The sequence below is a fragment of the Virgibacillus sp. CM-4 genome (genome assembly GCF_000445495.1).
GTDB lineage: Bacteria > Bacillota > Bacilli > Bacillales > Amphibacillaceae > Virgibacillus > Virgibacillus salexigens.
On sequence record NZ_AUQA01000002.1, the window covers coordinates 895,639 to 916,820 of the forward strand.

At 37.8% G+C, this 21,182-nt stretch carries 17 protein-coding genes; 4 read left to right on the forward strand and 13 right to left on the reverse strand.

Going from position 1 to position 21,182, the window contains the following annotated elements:
• Window positions 1–69: 69 nt before the first annotated feature.
• From M948_RS27825 to bglX, 13 genes are all read right to left on the reverse strand, one after another.
• Window positions 70–318, reverse strand: coding sequence for a DUF6171 family protein (locus M948_RS27825; RefSeq protein ID WP_021289694.1), 249 nt, complete (start codon window positions 316–318; stop codon window positions 70–72).
• Between the two features lie 10 nt (window positions 319–328).
• Entirely contained in the window at window positions 329–1,540 is a 1,212-nt protein-coding gene (locus M948_RS27830; RefSeq protein WP_021289695.1) for a sn-glycerol-1-phosphate dehydrogenase, read from the reverse strand.
• 48 nt (window positions 1,541–1,588) lie between these two features.
• The gene (locus M948_RS27835; protein WP_021289696.1) at window positions 1,589–3,064 is read right to left on the reverse strand and encodes an alpha-N-arabinofuranosidase; all 1,476 of its coding nucleotides are present in this window, start codon (window positions 3,062–3,064) and stop codon (window positions 1,589–1,591) included.
• Between the two features lie 33 nt (window positions 3,065–3,097).
• Window positions 3,098–3,718, reverse strand: coding sequence for a YesL family protein (locus tag M948_RS27840; protein WP_021289697.1), 621 nt, complete (start codon window positions 3,716–3,718; stop codon window positions 3,098–3,100).
• A 43-nt stretch (window positions 3,719–3,761) separates the two neighbouring features.
• Window positions 3,762–4,601: a carbohydrate ABC transporter permease gene (locus M948_RS27845; protein ID WP_021289698.1), complete on the reverse strand. Its 840-nt coding sequence runs from the start codon at window positions 4,599–4,601 to the stop codon at window positions 3,762–3,764.
• Window positions 4,602–5,606 (reverse strand): carbohydrate ABC transporter permease, encoded by a 1,005-nt coding sequence (locus M948_RS27850; protein WP_021289699.1) that lies wholly within the window; start codon window positions 5,604–5,606, stop codon window positions 4,602–4,604.
• 26 nt (window positions 5,607–5,632) lie between these two features.
• Window positions 5,633–7,150 carry an arabinosylfuranosidase ArfA gene (locus M948_RS27855; protein WP_021289700.1) on the reverse strand — a complete coding sequence of 506 codons (1,518 nt, stop codon included), beginning with the start codon at window positions 7,148–7,150 and terminating at the stop codon, window positions 5,633–5,635.
• 198 nt (window positions 7,151–7,348) lie between these two features.
• Window positions 7,349–8,680 (reverse strand): ABC transporter substrate-binding protein, encoded by a 1,332-nt coding sequence (locus M948_RS27860; protein WP_021289701.1) that lies wholly within the window; start codon window positions 8,678–8,680, stop codon window positions 7,349–7,351.
• 338 nt (window positions 8,681–9,018) lie between these two features.
• Window positions 9,019–10,176, reverse strand: coding sequence for a family 43 glycosylhydrolase (locus M948_RS27865; protein WP_021289702.1), 1,158 nt, complete (start codon window positions 10,174–10,176; stop codon window positions 9,019–9,021).
• 82 nt (window positions 10,177–10,258) lie between these two features.
• Window positions 10,259–11,386: a GntR family transcriptional regulator gene (locus M948_RS27870; protein WP_021289703.1), complete on the reverse strand. Its 1,128-nt coding sequence runs from the start codon at window positions 11,384–11,386 to the stop codon at window positions 10,259–10,261.
• Window positions 11,387–11,725: 339 nt separating this feature from the next.
• Complete coding sequence (locus M948_RS27875) at window positions 11,726–12,367, reverse strand: SGNH/GDSL hydrolase family protein (protein ID WP_021289704.1); 642 nt, start codon at window positions 12,365–12,367, stop codon at window positions 11,726–11,728.
• A gap of 110 nt (window positions 12,368–12,477) precedes the next feature.
• Complete coding sequence (locus tag M948_RS27880) at window positions 12,478–14,520, reverse strand: beta-galactosidase (RefSeq protein ID WP_021289705.1); 2,043 nt, start codon at window positions 14,518–14,520, stop codon at window positions 12,478–12,480.
• Window positions 14,521–14,793: 273 nt separating this feature from the next.
• A complete protein-coding gene (gene bglX, locus M948_RS27885; RefSeq protein WP_021289706.1) occupies window positions 14,794–16,959 on the reverse strand; it encodes a beta-glucosidase BglX in 2,166 nt (721 codons plus the stop codon).
• Between the two features lie 309 nt (window positions 16,960–17,268).
• Between bglX and M948_RS27890 the strand changes: the two genes are divergently transcribed.
• The 4 genes from M948_RS27890 (at window position 17,269) to M948_RS27905 (ending at window position 21,110) form a co-directional block, all read left to right on the forward strand.
• The gene (locus M948_RS27890) at window positions 17,269–18,504 is read left to right on the forward strand and encodes an extracellular solute-binding protein (RefSeq protein WP_021289707.1); all 1,236 of its coding nucleotides are present in this window, start codon (window positions 17,269–17,271) and stop codon (window positions 18,502–18,504) included.
• Between the two features lie 90 nt (window positions 18,505–18,594).
• Entirely contained in the window at window positions 18,595–19,479 is an 885-nt protein-coding gene (locus tag M948_RS27895) for a carbohydrate ABC transporter permease (protein WP_031335154.1), read from the forward strand.
• 12 nt (window positions 19,480–19,491) lie between these two features.
• Window positions 19,492–20,313, forward strand: coding sequence for a carbohydrate ABC transporter permease (locus M948_RS27900; protein ID WP_021289709.1), 822 nt, complete (start codon window positions 19,492–19,494; stop codon window positions 20,311–20,313).
• 17 nt (window positions 20,314–20,330) lie between these two features.
• Window positions 20,331–21,110, forward strand: coding sequence for an alpha/beta hydrolase (locus M948_RS27905; RefSeq protein ID WP_021289710.1), 780 nt, complete (start codon window positions 20,331–20,333; stop codon window positions 21,108–21,110).
• Window positions 21,111–21,182 lie beyond the last annotated feature (72 nt).

Consider the following 21,182-nt stretch of genomic DNA (forward strand, 5'->3'; position numbering starts at 1 on the left):
TTCAATCATTAACTGACTTCATTATAGCATAGTAAATTAAATTAATTTAAGAAGGAATGTTTTATTCAATTACCATTTGAAGTCAGTCGGATGGGGACAATGCTTATACGCTATCTTTGCTCGAAAGTGAATAAAACAACCACAAAGACTGCAGGTAGTTTGATTAAGCAGTGATGGACAAGTCATACAACTAGCAACTCTTTCTTTGTAAACAGCATCATCGACTAGATCCGTCTCCAGTGCTAGTTGTTCTTCCACAAGAAGCTTTACATCGTGAATAGACATCACATTATCAGCATAACATCCTTTACAGCTCATCAATAACCTCCTAGCCATACACCTTCTCGAAAGGATATGCTATGCGTTGTTTTTTTAATTTATTGATTAACAATAAACCCGTACAGCGATCCCGTAGATAATATGCCTTATTAAGACTTTCTTCCACGAGTTGATCATCAATCCCTAATTCACGAGAAGTAGTCGGACCTCCCACTCTATTCAACATCGTCCTTAACCAATCAGAATCAGGCATCGTGAGTATTTCAGTTTTTATTGTAGGCCAATACGTTATTAATCTTTCCTCTATTTTCGTAGCAGGTTTTAATAAATCAGTAGCAAAACAATGTGCAAACTGACGATATAAATCAGCAATAAGGATTGTCGTTACACCTACCTTAGCTCCATGTAATAATTGTTTCGCGTCTTTCTTTAATAATTCCATCTCCCAAAAATGGGATAGATGATGCTCTCCGCCGGAAGCACTACGAGATGAATTGATTAGCAACATCACTAATCCCGATTCGATTAATGCTTGCATTAAAATGGCAACACCCTCCTCGTTTGCCTGTGCAATTTCCTCTACGTATTGAATACAGGTATCCAATGACGTTCTTGTAAGATCAGCAGCCGTTTGGTTATATGGTTCTTCACCAATTAAATAGGAAATCTTCCAATCTAGTAGTGACGTGTACTTCCCTAAAATATCACCAAAACCAGCCGCAGTAAGTTCTTTAGGTGCATCTTTCAAGACAGCAATATCTGCAAAAACAGCGATTGGAGATGCTGTTTGAATGGTTTGCTTAACACCCTCTAGAATGAGTGGTGCCCCTTTTGAAGTAAAGCCATCTACTGACGCTGCCGTAGGTACAGAAATAAACGGGATACCCATTTTATAAGCACAGAAGCGCGTAATATCATGAATCGTTCCTGCACCAACTGCAATTAAAGCATCTGCCTGCTCTGGTATACCAACAAGTAATTGCATTATTGTAGTCTCATCTGCATTTACTTGACCATGTGCATTTGCTCGCAGTGAAACTAGGTGTGTAGTTACTTTATCTTGTAATGCGTTTTGTAATTTTTCTCCAGCAACCTGGTACGTATGCTTATCTACCACCAACACAACGGTTGCCAAATGATGCGCTTGAAGAAAAGGGGCTACTTGATCCATACAATTCTTTTTAATTTCTATCGTAGGAAAGTTAGATGTATCTTGGTTTAAATCCTCTGCCAAGTGGTAGAGTTCCTTTGTCAGCTCCATTCTTTTTTCCTCCATTCTAAATTAAATCATCCGTTCCTTATTGAATATTTAGTTTAGAGCCAATACTACGACGGACATCGGTGGTAATTCCAATTGGAGGAAATTGCCTTTCCGTTTATATGAGGTGAATGCAGTTGGTTTAACTGTCTCGGGTGATTCAAAGGTATTTCTAGCATTCATTTCCTTTGCAGTCAGAACCCTTCCAGTAGCGGTGGTCATATCGGATCCACGGATGTGAAGGGTGGTATTAGCTGATTCATCTGTATCTAAATTACATAAGCTGATATGAATAGTTCCATCCTTTGCCTCTGATGCGGATGCGCTTAGTTTCGAATACCTTTCATCGCCAACCTCAACTTCCTCAGAAACAATATCAAGACTTAGCTTTTTAGCATCTTGATGCACCTGAAACATATCGAACACATGATATGTTGGCGTTCGTAACATCTTATCCCCTTCTGTTAATACCATGGCCTGAATAACATTTACGGTTTGCGCAATATTAGCCATTCGCACACGATCATTATGCTGGTTAAAGATATTTAAGGAAACACCTGCAACAAGCGCATCACGAATCGTATTCTGTTGATAAAGAAACCCAGGATTTGTACCTGGTTCCGCATCATACCAAGCTCCCCATTCGTCAATAATCATACCTATTCGTTTATTCGGATCATATTTATCCATAATAGTACCATGTTTCCTAATCAGTTTTTCGATAAACCATGCTTTCTGCATCGTGACCTTCCATTCTTCTTTCGTAAAATTAACAGCTGAACCCTTTTTTTCAAATCCACCAGGATGTACATAATAATGTAAACTTAGGCCATCCATAAAAGGTGCTGCATCACGCATTAACACCTCAGTCCAATGAAAATCATCAACATTAGCTCCCCCAGCAATTTTGTATAATGTATTATCATTATAATTACGACAATATGTCTGATACTGACGGTATAGATCAGCATAATATTCGGGGCGCATATTCCCGCCACAACCCCAATTTTCATTGCCTACACCAAAATATGTCAGCTTCCAAGGTGCCATTTTTCCGTTTTCTTTACGCCAATTTGTCATTGGTGATTCCCCATCAAATGTCATGTACTCTACCCATTCCGACATTTCCTGGACCGTTCCACTGCCAACATTCCCACAAATATACGGTTCCGCTCCAAGCATGTCACAAAGCATCATAAATTCATGTGTCCCAAAGTAGTTGTTCTCAACCACACCACCCCAGTGCGTATTTACCATACGCTTACGATCTTCATATGGGCCAACGCCATCTTTCCAATGGTATTCATCTGCAAAACAGCCACCAGGCCATCGCAAAACAGGAATATTCAACTGTTTTAATGCCTGTAATACATCATTTCGAATTCCTTGTGTATTGGGAATAGGCGAGTCCTCTCCAACCCAAATCCCTTCGTATATCCCCCTTCCCAGATGCTCTGCGAAATGCCCATATATGTTTTTGTGAATGACTCCTTCATGTATATCCCCATTGATAATGATTTTGTTCAAAGCAACCATCTCCTTTTTAAAAAATCTTTCTTCTTATACATTGGCTGTATCCATTTGAGAGAAAACATACATCGCTCCCCACATCCAACTAAATGCAAAAACACTAAAAAATAGGAGTGGTAGAAATGCAGGATAGGAAATCGATAGATAAATTAAACCAAAGCTAGTAACAAAGATCCCCAACGTAATATGTACTTTTGATAATCCAATGATGAACGCATGTTTCATATATTGATAGATACTGGTTTGATAATGAGCAAGGAGGGGGAAACTCCAAATAACAACCAAACAGTAAACAATTACTACAAAATAGAAAGCAAAAGGTACCATAAACACAACTTCCTCCTGGCGCACTTGTAATACCTTATAATTCAAAAAAAGCACGGTACCAATTGCTGTTAAAATCCACCCCAATACATTAGCTGCTGCAAATTCTTTAAAATATACTTCTTTAAACGTTCTCCAAATAGGAATCTCCTTATTACCAGCTATCCATTTACGAGAAACTCCTAAGGCTGCGACAGTAGCCGGAAACACTCCAGCAACAAATAGTCCCATCAGTGAATAAAGCAGCCAGAGGAAATTCACAACTGCGAATCTACTAATCCAGTTCATCACTTTCTCTAAAGTCGTTACTATTCCATTTGGATTCACCCTCAAACCTCCTTTTCTTCATTCATTAAGTGGTGCGCTTTTATTATCCTTTAACTCCTCCAACTGTTAGTCCCGAAACAAAATAGCGTTGGAAGAAGATAAATAGAATAATAATCGGAATAATGGTCATTACCGAACCTGCAATTAATACATCATAATTATTTCCATAAGGTGTCAATAATGTAGCTAAACCGATGGGTAAAGTAAACATATCGTTTGAACGGAGGACAAGTAATGGCCATAAGAAATTATTCCAACTACTAAGCCCTTGTAAAATGGCCATCGCTGCAAGGGAAGGTCCCATTAACGGAAGCATAATCTTGAAAAATATTCCATATTCTGTTGTACCATCGATACGTGCTGCGTCCATTAACTCTTTAGGTAATCCTAATGCATATTGTCTAAAGAAAAAGACAGCAACTGGTGCAACGACCATTGGTAAAATCACAGCAAAATATGTGTCCACCAGTTGTGTATTTATCATTAATTGAAATAGTGGCAGCATAAGAATTTCAAATGGCACCATTAAAATAAATAACACAAGGATGAAAAAGAAATTTCTCCCTTTGAAGTTGTATAAAGCTAATGCATAACCTACCATGGAAGAAAAAAAGAGTGAAAGTACGATCGTTACAACCGAAATAATTAGACTATTGCCATACCATGCCCAATATTCAGGTGCCTGTGAAAAGATGTAGGTATAGTTATCTAATTGTAACTTCTCCATTGTTATATTAAATGAAATTCCGTTTCTCATTAGTTCAGAAGAAGGCATAAATGACGATATAACAAGACTAATAATTGGAAAAAGTGCAATTAACGCAAAAATAATAAAACCAATATTTACGATCCATTTCACTATGGCGTGGTTTTGCTTACTCATTTACTCATCTCCTCTTTTAAAGGCTCCAGTTACCAACAGGTTAATAATACTAACAACAAAAATGATAAGCATTAAAATTACTCCGACTGCAGCTCCAAACCCCATATCATTCTGCTGAATACCTTGCTGATAGATATAGCCGACAACGGTTAGTCCAATATTGCCTGGTGAACCCGCTTCCCAAAACACAAAGCTTTCTTCAAACATTCTAAACCCATTAATAATTGTGATCGTCATAACAAATATAACGATCGGCTTGAGCTGTGGTAATGTAACATACCAAAATTGTTGAACTTTCGATGCTCCATCAATTTTCGCTGCTTCATATAATTCAGACGGTACATTTTGTAATGCTGCCAAGAAATATAACATGTTAACACCAATCCAACGCCATGATGCTAACAAAACCATTAAAAACATGCCTGATATGGCATTAAATCGCCAATTAACAGCGTCCATACCCAAGAAGTTTAGTATTTGATTTGCTACTGCTGTATCTTGCTCACCAAACATTAATCGAAATATCATACCACCAACAATTGTTGACGTAAGTGCAGGGATAAAAAAGGATGCGCGCAGGAAAGTCTTCATTTTAATTAATTTAGAATCTAAAAAGACCGCCAGTAGTATAGGAATAACGGTTAATATAATAACTGTCAGGACCACATATATGGTTGTATTCGTTAGAGCCTTATAAAACGTACCGTTTGTAATACGTGAATAATTCTCCAACCCAATAAACGAAACTTGTCCGGGTAATACACTTTGAAAACTCATGATGATTCCTTGAATGGCAGGATAAAGAGTCAGTATTAAAAAAGTAATGATAAACGGTGATATAAATACATATGGAACTACTTTCTTTGAATTTAATAGCTTAAAGAACTTATTTGGACCTCTTTTATTCTTTTTATATTTAGGATCTTTATTTGGGGATAACGGTGAACGGTACTCCTCCGTCTCTAATTGTAACTGAGATTGATCAGATGCAGATGACGATGCCATGGTAAAACCTCCTCTATTCCAATATTTTAAGCGGTTACATTTTGAATACGGATCATATTCCAAGATGCTTTTGTTAAACGGGTTTCCAATAAACCATCATTCAGGATAGATGCTCCGCTCTTATGAGGCCTCACCTCTTCACCTGTTGATGTATTTACTGCCTTTAAATTTTCGTGCTCCAATACAACATGCTCAACAACCGCATAGCCTTCAAAACTTCTAATATCCGTACTTAAATAGATCGAATCATGTACGTTTTTATTTACGATAAAGATAACCAACTCTTCTTTTTCCTCATTAAATACTGCTGCACTATCGATATACGGTACATCCGTAAAGTCTTTACTGTCATACCTTGGAGAAGATAATATTGGTTTGATGGAATGCCCCCTACCGTATTTAGATGTGTACATGTATGGATAATAAATGGTTTGTTTCCATGCGCGGCCATTATTTTCCGTCATAATGGGGGCAATGACATTTACAAGCTGAGCCATGCAAGCCATTTTCACACGATCAGCATGATTCAAGAAAGTAATTAACATGCTACCTACAAGCAAAGCATCTTCAAAATTATAGACATCTTCTAATTGAGGAGGGGCAATTTGCCAATGATTAATCTTCTTATCTTGCTCTCTCGAGTGATACCAAACATTCCATTCGTCAAAGCTTAAATGAATCGTTTTTTTGCTACGATGTTTTGCTTTTATGTAATCGCAAGTTGAAGTTACTGTATGAATAAAATGGTCCATATCTAAACTTTTTGCTAAATAATTGGCTGTGTCATTAGAGTTATTGCCATAATATTGGTGTAAGGATATATAATCAATTTCTTCATAGGCAATGTCTAATGTTGTTGCTTCATATTCAGGAAAGCTAGGCATGCTTGTATTTGAGCTCCCACAAGCTACTAATTCAATATCTGGATCAACTAGCTTCATCACTTTTCCCGTCTCCTTAGCAATTCTCCCGTATTCATACGGCGTCTTCTGACCAATTTGCCATGGACCATCCATTTCATTGCCAAGACACCACGTCTTGATAGCATGAGGATTTTTGTAGCCATGTGATTTTCTTTGTTCACTCCAATAGGTACCACCAGGGTGATTCGTATACTCAATTAGATTCCGTGCTGCATCCATACCTCTAGTTCCTAGATTAACTGCCATCATTACTTCAGCATTGACTTTTTTAGACCATTCTACAAATTCATTCAAACCGAATTGATTTGTTTCAATGGTTTGCCATGCAAGCTCAAGTCTTCGGGGGCGATCTTCTTTCGGACCAACTCCGTCTTCCCAATTATACCCAGAAACCATATTCCCCCCAGGGTAGCGAATAATAGGAACTTGAAGCCCTTTTACAAGCTCCATCACATCTTTACGAAACCCATGCTTATCTGCCTCGGGGTGATTAGGTTCATAAATTCCTCCATATACTGCCCTCCCCAGATGCTCAATAAAGGAACCATAAATACGATTATCTACTTGCGCTATTATGTAGCTTTTATCCAAGACCATCTTTGCCTTCCGAACATTCGACATGCTTTATCCCTCCACCCATCATTTTTAAGGTTAATCCGCTTGCAAAACATCATATACGTACATATATATCAAAAATAATAATTGGTACGTATATGTCGAGTATAGCTGATTTGATATAATATTACAATAATTTATATTATTAAAATAAATTTTGCAAAAAAAGGAAAGCAAGCTCCTCCTTACTCTCCTTTTTAACGGTTATTTCATATCTCGAATTTTATCAGCTGCTTGCTTCAATGCTTCTTCAGGCGATTGGGCTTGTTGTCTAAGTACGTTTTCAGCTATAGTCGTATTATATTCTGTAGAAACATCTGGTGTATATTCTGTAATGTTTAACTCATTAATTTCATCTTTCAAATCAAGGAGTGTATCAAAGATTCCTGTTCCAAAATAGTGGTAATACTTGTTATCTTGTCTTACTGCTTCACTTTCCCATACATTCCATCGAGGAGGATCAAAACCTAAAACAGTCCAAAGATTCTTATTTCCTTCTTCAGATAGCTTTGTAAAAGCGAGAAACTCTTTAGCCAATTCCGCTTCTTCTGTTTGGTTTGTTACAACTGTCCCAGTACCTCCCATACCAGCAGATCGATTTCCTCCATCTTCCCATGCAGGCATTGGTCTAATTGCAATCTTACCTTCTAGATCAGGCATATTATCGATAAATCTACCCATATACCATAATGGAGCAAGAATGGAAGCAGCGCCTCCATCGTTCATATAACCATAAAATTCTTCCGATTGATTCATAGCACCTGGAGTTAATTCCGCAATATTTTCTTCATAAATAATATCATGTAAGAATTGAAGTGTTTTACTATTTGTTTCATTGTCGAGTATTACCTCTCCGTCCTCATTAAAAAAATCAGAGTTCTGCTGGGAAATCATCGGCCAAAAGTCCATTAAAAAATCTCCAGTCCCAACATTCCACATTACAGAGTCGGTATTCTCTACCACCTTCTTGCCAGCTTCTACAAAATCATCCCAGGTCTTAATCTCGTCAATGTCCACACCAGCTTGATCCATAATTTCAGTATTATAGTACATCACAGTTGCTCCAACATGGGTAGGTATCCCATAATAATTTCCATCTTTTGCATATAGTTCAAAACGTGACGTTACAGACTCTTCTAAGACTGGTTCAACATATTCATTCATTGGCTCTAACTGTGGCTCTCCTTGAAGATAATTTGCATATCGACTAAGTTCAATATCAGCAATATCGGGTGCACCTTTCCCTGACTGTAAAGCAAGCAGTAAATTATTATGCATTTGGTCATATGGGTAAGTCTCGGCTGTCAACTTAATTGGACGATCAGGGTTTTCTTCGTTCCACCTGTTAGCTGCATCTCTAAATAAATCAACATGTTGCCCTACAAACGTCCAATAAGTTAATTCTGTAGCCCCTTCAATATCATCCCCAATTATTTCCGTTTCTTCTGCTTCGCTACTAGCGGATTCTCCACTTCCACTACATGCTGTGAGTAGTGCCATCACTGCAAAAATTAACAAATAAAATAGCTTTTTCACAAATATTCCCCCTTTTGTTTTAAAGCGCTTTCAAGTAATAGCAACATATTGCCTAGCAATTTCATCCAGCCTCCTTTATAAATGATAAAGATGTCAATTTTGACAGCGCATTCATTTCACTTAACATATTGTACGAACATGTTTGGATATTGCTATAGCGGTATTAACTTGGGTACTATTTTAATAATTATTAAAATAGTACCACCTTTCTAAAAACTAGTCAATAAGTGAATGATTAAAACTTAAAAACTTATACGTACAATACAAATTTTGAATTATCCAATTGCACAAAAATGGGTTATCAACGCCATTTGATAACCCGTAGTATACATTCGTCCTTATATTACCTCCACTTTAGCTACGGCTTCTTGCTTTCCTTTTAAAATATCACCAGGAACCCCAAAGTATGGTGTCCCATCTGACTTCCATAATAACGGTTGAACGCGAGCATGCCGATTATGATCATATAAGGGATTACCACTTATTTGTTTATATGGCCTAGCATGATAAACCAGCAAATCATCACCTGTTTCATCGGTGGTGAAGCTATTGTGACCTGGGCCATATTGTTTTTGTTTCTTATTAGAAATAAATACTGGTTTGGCAGTTTTGGTCCAAGCTTTTTCGTCTAATAGATTGCTAGTTTCATCAGCGGTAAGAAGTCCTATCGCATAGCGGTCATCGGTTGCACTGGCAGAATATGCAATAAAAATACGACCATTTCTTTTTAGCACAGCTGGCCCTTCGTTTACCTCAAATCCAGCTTGTTCCCATGAATAATCCGGTGTTGCTAGTAAAACTTGTTCCCCTGTGATTGTCCATGGATTCTCCATTTTAGCTATGTATAAATTAGATATGGTATCGTTATTCACTTTTTGTGCCCATACGAGATATCTAATTCCTTGGTGCTCGAACGTGGTTGCATCTAAGGAAAAACTTTGAAACTCCGTATTTATTTGCCCCTTTTCAACCCATTTTCCTTCTAGCGGGTTAGTTGACGTATTTTCTAGCACATAAGGACGTATGGCCCAAACATCATCTTTATCACCTGCCGCAAAATAGATATACCATCTTCCATTGATATAATGAATCTCAGGAGCCCAGATATGCTCTGACATGATACCGCTTTGATGCTTTTCCCAGACGGTTGCTTCTTTCACTTTAGGCAAATCTTCTATTTTCTTCGCCCTGCGTAGGACGATACGGTCATACAAAGGATGTGATCCAGTAAAATAATAATATCCATCATGGTTTAAATAAATATAGGGATCTGCACGTTGCTCGATAAGTGGTCTTGGATATTGCTTATAGCTTAGTTTTCCTTTTACTTCAAATTCGCCTTTCTGTTGATATTTCCATGTATCTACATGTTCCCAATCTACCTTTATTTCTACCACTTGTCCCTCGTCTAAGCTGACATTCACTTTTGGTGGTAGTTCAGGTTTATTACCTACAGTCGAGGATAGACGTACGGGATGAATATCTTTTACTATCATTTATTCTACCTCCTATTCATCATGATACCGCTTTCTAATTATTTTAAAAAAGCCATCTTATTAAAAACAAGACGGCCAAGTATTAAGATGTTATTTCAATGGATTGTAATTCTTTTGTGGACCCTCTTAATATAAGTTTTGGCTCATAAATAATGGACTCTACTTGGCTGGAAGCATTCCCTTTCACCATTTCTTTCCCTTTAATTAGCTCAAGAATGGTGTCGGCTGCAGCTTTTCCCATTTCGCTTTTTGGATGAGCGACAGAAGTTAACTTTACTTCCGATACCTCTGTTAAGAAGGAGTCATCATAACCAACCACGGATAAATTAGTAGGTACTTTCAGACCTTTACTTCGCAATACATTCAACACATTAATGGCCAATTCATCGTTATAACATACCAAACCCGTTATATCTGCCGTTGCCGTTAGCAAATTTTCCAATTCAGTACCAGGCTTCGTATGCTTTTCTTCCGTATTATAGGTAATAATATTTTTAGGGTTTAACGGGATGCCATATTTACGGTGCGCCTTTAAAAATCCCTTCATCCGTTTCGTACCTTGCGTATCATCTGTCTTAAATAACCCAGCAATTTCTGTATGCCCTAATTGGATTAAGTGTTCCGTTTGTAAATAGCCGCCCCTTTCATCATCCATAACTAAACGGGTTGGCTCCAGCTCGTCATAATATGCATTAATCATAATATATGGAATGCCCAAACGCTCAAGATTAAGGTAATAATTAATATTTGGATTTGAATACGCACTTCTAGTAGGCTCCACGATTACTCCATCAAATGATTGGGAAAGTATTTTTTCTAAAATATCTCGCTCTTTATGATGGTCGTTATTCGTACTAAAAATACTTACTTGATATCCTTCTTGACTCAGTCGTGATTCTGCACCTCGGATGATAGATGGAAAGATATAATCAGAAATATAAGTGGTTACAATTGCAATGTTTTTGGAATCCATTGCTTGTTTACCTTCCTCTGCTGTACTTCTATCCGCACAGAATGTACCAGATCCTTGTTCCCTATAAAGCCACCCTTTCGCTACTAGATCCCCGATAGCCAGCCTAACAGTGTGACGACTTACGCTAAACTGCTTCATAAGTTCACTTTCGGAGCTGATTTTTTGATGGGCTGTATAGGTTCCATCCATAATATTTGATTGAATTGCCCTTTTTACTTTATTGTACTTTGTTTCCATGAAACCACCTCAGCTTATTCGTATAAGCCAAGGATACCATAGATTAATTTTATTTCCTATTCCCTTAACTTTGTTCGAATAACATCTGTTCATTATGTAGCAGTATGCTTAATAAATCCTTTCTCAATCTACAACTAATAGGGATAACCACCCCCTGAAATTGGTACGTATAAACTTTTTTATATCTTTATCTTATTATAAGTTGTACGTATGATCAATGAATGTTTTTAGAATTTCTTCTTCTCGAATAACATGTTAGTTATATTATTTCCAATTTTTACTCACAAAAAAAGCATGGCTTACAATACTCCATGCCCAATTACTTAACATATCTATTTATCATCTAGCTATAAATAACGCTGAACATGTAGATTTTGCTGATTCTAACCACGTTTTAGCCATTAACAAATTGCCTCTTGCATTCATATGGACACCATCAATTGTTAGATGATATCCATTTCGTTTTTGAATATAATCCAAAAACACTTGATGAGTCGGTACAATACTTGCATCATATTTATCACCAAGACGACGAACGATTTCTACATATTCTTTTAACTTTTGATTACCTGACGACTGTTCATCTTCTTCAATGATAGTAGGTTCCATTAAAACAATCTTTGATCCACATCCATCCTTTACCCGTTCAATAAGCTGTTCATAGATAGCAGCGAAATGCTTAGGAAAAACCTGTTCTATATTCGGTTGATCCAATTGTCGCCATACATCATTGATTCCAATCGAAATGGAAATAAGATCTGGAGATAGTTGCAGCACGTCTTCCTCCCATCTCGCTGCTAAATCGACAATACGATTACCACCAATTCCCTTATTTATGATTTCAAAGTTTCTATCCGAATAGGTTATACGTAAATAATCATGTATGAGGCGTACATAATTTACGCCAATCCTTTCAGGATCATCCTGTATTCCCCATTCGGTAATACTATCACCAATAAACAACAGCCGTTTTTTACCCACTGTTTGCCACCTCCAAATACCTAACCGGATCCTATCCCATATTTATTAACATCGATATTTTTCAATGATTATAATGATTTCTTTCACTAACCGATTGATTGCTTATCCCCTCAGTTCACCTTCGTACTTTGCTGCAAAACCAGGACGTCTTTTGCATCAATGCTACATTCTCCGGTAAACGTACTTCCAGATAATAAATCAACTGCCTGGATCTCTCCTAAATCAAAGTAGGCAGGATGATTTTGGTGATTTAGTACAAACAAATAAGCCGTTTCCCCCATTTCACGCTTCGTCACTTCAACCCCAGGTTTTGTTTTCACTAATGGGGTAATTGCTTTTTCTGCACATATATTCTTTAGAAATCCTGATAAAAATTCTTTATCCGGACTAGAAGCAATATAAAAAGCTTCTCCATTACCATAGTGATTTTTAGTAACCACTGGCATTCCCCGATAAAAATCAGAGCCGTAGCTAGCGAGAACTTCCGCTCCTTCTGTATGCAACAAATCAAACAATAGATTGCACGTATAGGATCCTTCTAGTTTTCCCCACGACTTCTTCATTACAATTTGATTTTTTTGATTTGGCGGTAATGCATCAATTTCTTCTACCCAAATTCCAAGTAAATTGCGAAGTTGGCCAGGATACCCCCCCAGAGTGACTAAATCATTCTCATTAACAATTCCACTAAAAAACGTCGTAATAAACGTTCCACCGTGTTCTACAAATTCTTCCACTTTTGTCGCATATCCCTCTTTAATCATATACAATACCGGTGCAATGACGACATCGTAGTTTTCTAGATTCTCATCGGTGCCAATTAAATCTATAGGAATATTGTTGTCATAGAACACTTCATAATATTTATGCACTTCTGTTACATAATCTAATGCAACAGACGGTCCACTTGATAAGTGAACACCCCAACGATTCTCCCAATCAAATACAATAGCCACTTTGGCGGTTACTCGTGATCCAATAATTCGATTATCTAACTTCATTAGTTCATTTCCAAGCTTAGATGTTTCCTTAAACACACGCGTATGTTCATGACCAACATGTTCAATTACTGCCCCGTGAAATTTTTCAGTAGCGCCAACAGACCTACGTAATTGGAAGAACAAGACGGAATCTGCTCCGTGAGCTACTGCTTGATAGCTCCAAAGACGCATAACTCCTGGCCGCTTCAAACTATTATAAGGCTGCCAATTTTGCTGACTTGGTGTTTGTTCCATTAAGAGAAACGGTTGCCCACTTTTTAACCCACGCATCAAATCATGTGTCATTGCGGTCAGACTCTCCGGTGTATCTATGGAAGGATAATTATCCCATGATATAACATCCATTTCCTTTGCCCATGAGAAATAGTCCAACTCTTCATATAATCCCATCAAATTAGTCGTAATTGGTATCTGCTGATCATGTTTCCGAATGGCATCTCTTTCCAACTTATAGCACGTTAATAAACTATCAGATTGGAATCTTCGATAATCGAGTGAGATCCCTTGAAAATTTGTATTTCTACCACTCCCCCATTCTTCGCTTAAACCGTTCGGTAGGACAATTTCATCCCAATCATAAAACGTATGCCCCCAAAAATTTGTATTCCAAGCTTTATTTACAGCCTGTAATGAATCATACTTCCTTTTTAACCATTGCCGAAAAGCGGTTGTGCAGTTATCACAATAACAATAGCCACCATATTCATTGGAAACATGCCAAAGTACCAATGCAGGATGATTTTGGTACCGATTTGCCAGCTTTTCTGCCATTCTACTTGCGTACTTACGGTAAGTTGGGCTGTTTGGACAAGAATTATGACGTCCCCCAAACTTCCTTTTCCTTCCATCAAAATCTGTCCTTAAAATATCCGTATATGTTTTTGCCATCCATGCAGGATGTGCACCTGTGCCAGTAGCAAGGCATACATAGACCCCATTTTTATATAACTTCTCCATCATTTCATCTAAAAACGTAAAATCATATGTATCTTCACCTCTCTGAACGATTGCCCAAGAAAACACATTGATTGTTGCTACATCTATTCCTGCAAGCTTAAACATTCGAATATCTTCATCCCAGGTTGCTTCATCCCATTGTTCTGGATTGTAATCCCCGCCATACCAAATTTTTTGTAATTTGTTGTGAACCATATCGATATCTTCATCCTCCCATCTCAGAAACTACTTCGTAAAGATTTCCTAGCTTTCCTGCAGCTTTATGATATTACATGCAGTCTCTCTATTTCTCGTTATCTATCCAAAGTTTTACCACACTTTATATTGTTCTTCACGTATACTAACACATAAATTCAGTTAAATAAATAAATTCTGAAAATAAATAGGAGTTATAAAAGTCTATGTAGACAACGATAACTCCTGTTCATTTGAATTATTTTATTCGTTTAACGATACGACAATTTCGACTTACTTTACGAATGTAAAGGTGTCTTCCAATCCTTCTTTACTATTCGGGCCAACAAAGACAATAAACTCACCTACATCACTACGATAAGATAGGTCTGCATGATGGTAGCGTAAGTCTTCTTCGGTAATGGAAAAAGTCAATGTTTTTGACTCACCTGGAGTTAAGTATACACTTTCAAACCTTTTCAGCTCCTTCTTCGGTCGCACCACCTGTCCCACCTTATCTTGAATATACAGCTGAACAATTTCCTCACCAGCTACTTGCCCAGTATTGGTAACTGTAACATTGATTACTAATTTTTCTCCTGCTTGTAATTGTGTGGACGATAACTGTAACCCTCCATACGAATAAGTGGTATAACTCAGACCATAACCAAACGGATAGCGAGGTTCATTTGGAATATCTAAATACTGCGATACATATCTGATTTGCGCATCCGGAGCATCTTTCGGACGACCTGTATGATAATGATTATAATAAACCGGTATTTGTCCAACAGAATATGGAAAGGACATGGTTAATTTTCCAGAAGGATTGGTATCCCCGTATAACAATGATGCAATAGCCGCTCCCCCTTCTGAGCCAGGATACCAAGCCTCTAAGATCGCATCCGATTTTTCAACCAATCCAGCTACATCTAACGGACGTCCATTAAACAGGACGGATACAATTGGCTTACCTAAGTCCCTGATTCTATCAATTAATTCAAGTTGTATTGCAGGTAATTTGATATTTGAGCGAGAACCAGCCTCACCACTCATCTCGGAAGCTTCTCCTAGAGCTAACACGATTACATCGGCTTCTCTTGCTTTTTCCATCGCTGCTTCTAAATCTGCTTTCTTTCCTGATTCAACCCCCATCCCCTTGGCAACTAACAATTGATCAGGTTGGATCTTTTGCAGCATCCCATCCTTCACTGTAATGGCATCTTCTTTATCACCTACAAAAGACCATGGTCCCAAGATATCATTACTGTCTGCAAATGGACCAATAAGTGCTATCTTCTGTTCCCTTTTCAAGGGTAATACGGCTTCATTTTTTAGTAATACACACGATTTTCCCGCTAGTTCTTCGGCAGTTTGCAAATGTTCTTGACAACGTAGCACCTCTTGTTCCCGCTTCTCATCTGCACCTCGGTAAGGATCTACAAACAACCCTAGCTTTTCTTTTAATTCTAGGATACGAATAACCGCTTCATCCAATAACCTCGCATCTATTTCCCCATTTTCAATTAATAGTTGGATATGATTTATAAACGTGGTAGTCATCATTTCAATGTCGACCCCTGCTTCCAGAGCCAACTTAGCTGCCTCTTGTTCATCGACGGCAACTCCATGAGGAATTAGTTCTTTAACAGCTCCCCAATCAGAAATGAGTACTCCATTAAATCCCCATTCATCTCGTAACAAATCTCGCATTAATCTTTTATTTCCTGTTGCTGGAATCCCATCCACCGTATTAAATGCTGTCATAACCATTTCACAGCCTGCCTCCAGAGCTGCTTGATATGCTGGCAAATACGATTCTCGTAATTCCCTTTCCGACATGTTAACCGTATTATAATCTCTACCACCCTCTGGCGCTCCATAAGCAGCAAAGTGTTTAACACACGATGCTACACTTTCCTTATTTGTAGTTAAATCATCTCCTTGAAATCCGTTAACCTGTGCTTTAGCAAAAATACCATTTAAGTATGGATCTTCTCCAGTTGATTCCATTACTCTTCCCCATCTTGGATCACGAACAAGATCTACCATCGGGGCAAATGTAACATGAATCCCCGAAACAGCCGCTTCTTTTGCAGCAATTGCTGCACTCTTTTCCACTAATGTAACATCCCAGGAACATCCTATCGCTAGCGGTACTGGGAATATCGTCCGATATCCATGTACAACATCTGACATGAACAAAAGTGGTATTCCAAGACGGCTCTCTTCTAAATGTTGTTGCTGTATCTGTTTTATTTCCTTTGCTCCCCATGCCCCAAGTACAGATCCAGTATTTGTTATCATCTGTTCGGAAATATTCATTCGCTCCATCGGGCCAGTTATTTTCCCACGATCAGATGCCCCCTTAAAAAAAGGAGTAGCCAGCTGCATGAGTTGCCCGACTTTTTCTTCTATTGTCATACGTTTCAATAATTCCCCTACATCTATCATTGCCATGGTTGTTCCTCCTCCGCGTCTAGTGAAAATAGTGAAAAGAAAAATAATTCTTGCAATCGTTTTCAAAGACAACTATAATCGATTTGTAGAAACGTTTCAATAAAATTTTGTATTTATCTCATAAAATAATCTACTGGACAACTAGATATAACACTTTATTGAGTGCCTTTTTCACTCGTTTTATTGGAACCGATTTCAACTTTAGTAGAAACGTTTCAATAATTTATTCATAGATGTGAGGGGGGAGGAAAAAACTTAGCAGCATGTCATAATAAATTGGAAACCACGATAGGAAAGGATGTTTGCAAAATGAAGATAAAGACTAGAAAAAGTATTCACTTATTCTGTTTACTAGTTCTTATCGTTTTCATAAGTGCCTGTTCCTCAAGCAGTAAATCAAGTGGTGCAGCCGATGAAAATACGATTACTGTGTGGACAATGACAAAAGGTTTAGATGAATTTGTAACAGAATTCGAAGAGGAGTCTGGAGTGAGCGTTGAAGTCCAAGCAATTCCATGGGAAAACGCCCACGATAAATTATTAACTGCCGTTGCTTCTGGAAAGGGTCCAGATGTGCTGCAAATCGGGACAACTTGGGTAGCGGAATTTGCTGAGGCGGGAACGTTCTTAGATTTGAGTGACTATATCACCCATTATGACAACCTAAGCGCTGATAACTTCTATGAATCTGCTGTGGAAACGACCAAATTTGAAAAACAAACGATAGGAATCCCTTGGTATGTGGATACCCGAGCATTGTTTTACCGTACAGATATTTTAGGTGATTTAGGTTACCCAAACGGACCATCAACATGGGAAGATATGATTGAAGCTTCTAGACAATTAGCAGATCGTGGTGATGATCAATATGCAATTGATTTGCCTGCTACTGATCCACAATTTCCTTTTGTACTGGCTTGGCAATTCGGGTGGAATTATGAGGTTGGCGAAGGCGCAGCAAACTTTGATCATGCAAACTTTGAAGAAGCGATGAAATTACATCACTTATTCTATGATGAGGGGTTATCTCAAACAGGAGAAGGTAAGGAATTTTTTCAAGCTTTCGAAGACGGCTCTAAACCAATGTTCATTAGTGGTCCATGGGATATCAAAACGATTAAAGACAGAGCTCCTGATATTGAAGGAAAATGGGATGTTCGCCTCATGCCAAAAGCAGAAAATAATAAATCAATGATGGGAGGCGCTCATTGGACCGTCTTTCATAATTCAGATAAAGTCGATCAAGCATTAGATTTTATTAATTGGATGGCAGATCCCGAAACCCAAGTAAAATGGTATGAAGCAAATAGTGAATTGCCAGCAAATACTGTTGCTTGGGAAGATCCAATTCTAGCTGACGACCCGATGGTAAGTACTTTCGGTGAACAACTAGAAGCAACCCAACCATTGCCATTAATACCTGAATACGAACGACTCGGACAAGAATTGTTAAATACATTAGAACAAATTAATCGTGGTGGCGCCGATATCGATAAGTCTCTAGAAGCTTACCGAAATGAAGTATCACGAATATTAGGCGAGTAATAATTACAAAAAGCGGAGTAGGTATGAAGCTAATAGCTATGCTTTATACTTTTCTCCCCTTTCTTTTTAAGTAATGAGGGGTGAATGGAAGTGAATCGTTTTAAAGCAAAAATAACACCTTACTTATTTATTGGACCTGCTGTCATTCTATTACTTATCTTTTCTTTTTTACCAATCTTAGTTTCGCTTGCAATTAGCTTTACCGATATGAATTTAAGTGGGTTAGCGAATTGGTCACAAATCAATTTTATCGGCTTTGATAACTTCATTACATTATTTAAAGATGAAGTTTTTCTTAAATCCATGCGTAACACTTTTTTTTATGTCATTATCGGTGTCCCAGCTGCAGTAATTAGTTCGTTTGTGATTGCATTGCTATTAAAGTTCGTAAGCGATTGGATGTCTTCTGCTTTTCGTGTTGTTTATTATCTGCCATCAGTTACAAATATTGTTGCAATCGCTGTCGTATGGGGATTCTTGTACAACCAGGAGTACGGATTATTCAATTACTTACTTTCTTTATTTGAAATCAACGCGATTTCGTGGTTGGAAGATCCGCTAATAGCAAAGCTTTCGTTGATATTACTAACTGTATGGAAGAGCAACGGTGTAAGTATGCTTATCTTTTTGGCAGCATTACAATCCATACCAAAGATGTATTATGAGGCTGCAGATATTGATGGCGCCAATCGTTGGCAAAAATTATGCAGAATCACCTTACCTTCCATGCGTTTTGCCACCTTCTTTGTAACCGTAACAACGGTTATTGGTTGGTTACAATTCTTCGAAGAACCATTTGTTATGACCGAAGGCGGACCATTAAATGGAACCAATTCCATGGCTTTGTTTATTTACCAGGAAGGATTCCAATACAGTGAATTCGGCTATGGCGCTGCAGCATCGTTTATTCTTTTTATTATCATTATTCTTGCAACAGTTGTGCAATTTATACTACGCAAATCGGATGAAAATTAAGGCGGGATAGTTATGGAATTGAAGAATCGATTTGAGCGATCCATCGTAAATACACTATTGTTTATGGGTGGGTTACTTGTCTCCCTCCCTTTTGTTTGGATGATCCTTAGCTCATTTAAGAATGAACGTGAGGTATTAAGCATACCTCCTACATTATTTCCTAATGAGCCGACATTTGAACATTATATCAATCTTTTCCAGAATTTGAACTTTGATATTTATTTAGTTAATACCTTCATTATCGTATTTTTTTCAATGGTTGGATTATTGTTAAATACCATGGCTGGCTATGGATTTGGCAAATTTCAATTTCGAGGAAAAGAAATATGGTTTGCCACCGTTCTATTAACAATGATGATTCCTGGGCAAGTTACGATGATTCCAACGTACTTAATTCTGAATGAAGCAGGATTAACCAACTCAATGGCGGGGATTGTATTACCAGGATTGATCGCGGCATTTAACATATTTTTAATACGACAATTTATGGTTACGATACCGGATGACTTGATTGAAGCTGCCCGTTTAGATGGTGCTGGAGAATTTTATATCTTTTTTAAATTAATCATTCCATTAGCGAAACCCATTCTCGCTGTACAAATCATTTTAACATTTATCGGTGCATGGAATAGCTTCCTATGGCCATTAATTATTGCGAATGATGAATCATTATACACCCTTTCTGTTGGACTAGCCCTTCTTCAAGATCAAAATGTTACGAATTATGGGTTACAGATGGCTGGGTCTACCTTTATGGTTGTCCCAGTACTAATTATCTTTATTATCTTTCAAAAACATATTGTCGAAGGTTTTAATGTTTCAGGAATTAAATAAAGAAAGGAGATTTGTATATGGCGTTAATCCAGTGCGAATTTGCATCTGAGATTCTTTCAAAAAGTGTTTCTATGACTGCTATTCTACCGCAAGAAACGCTTGTAAATGCAGATTCTAGTTATCGATTACCAACACTTTATTTGCTGCATGGATTTAGTGATAACCACACTACCTGGTCGAGAAACACAGCAATTGAGCAACTTGTTTCTGATAAAGAACTCGCTGTCATTATGCCGAGTGTCGATAATAGTTACTATACAGACATGGTTTATGGAGGTAAATATTGGACGTTTCTTACACAAGAGTTACCCAAAATTTCACATGCATTCTTTCCACTGTCTTCAGATCGGGAAGCTAATTTCGTTGCTGGTCACTCCATGGGAGGATTCGGCGCGCTAAAATGGGCATTAAACTGCCCAGAACAATTCAGTGCAGTAGCAAGCTTATCCGGCGTAACAGACATGGTCACCCATCTTGATCGGATACGCAAAGCATCAGGAGATAAACTAACCTATCTTTCCCTTGTCTTCGGGGAATCGAATATACACGAAACAGCAAATGATCTGTTGTGGAAAGTAGAACAACTTGCAATTGAAACAAGAAAACTCCCTAAAATTTATCAAGCTTGTGGGTATAGTGATTTTCTTTATGATCTTAATCAACGATTTTATCAATTATGTAAGCAGACTAGTCTAGATTTAACAACTGATTTCGGGCCAGGAGATCATACATGGGAATATTGGGGAAAAAAGATAAGCGATATCCTTGATTGGCTTCCAGTTAGAAATAGACACTGAGAGGAATTGCTGATGGATAACCATAAACCTATGATACGATAGGTACAATTATAATTCCCAAAATTTTGGAGG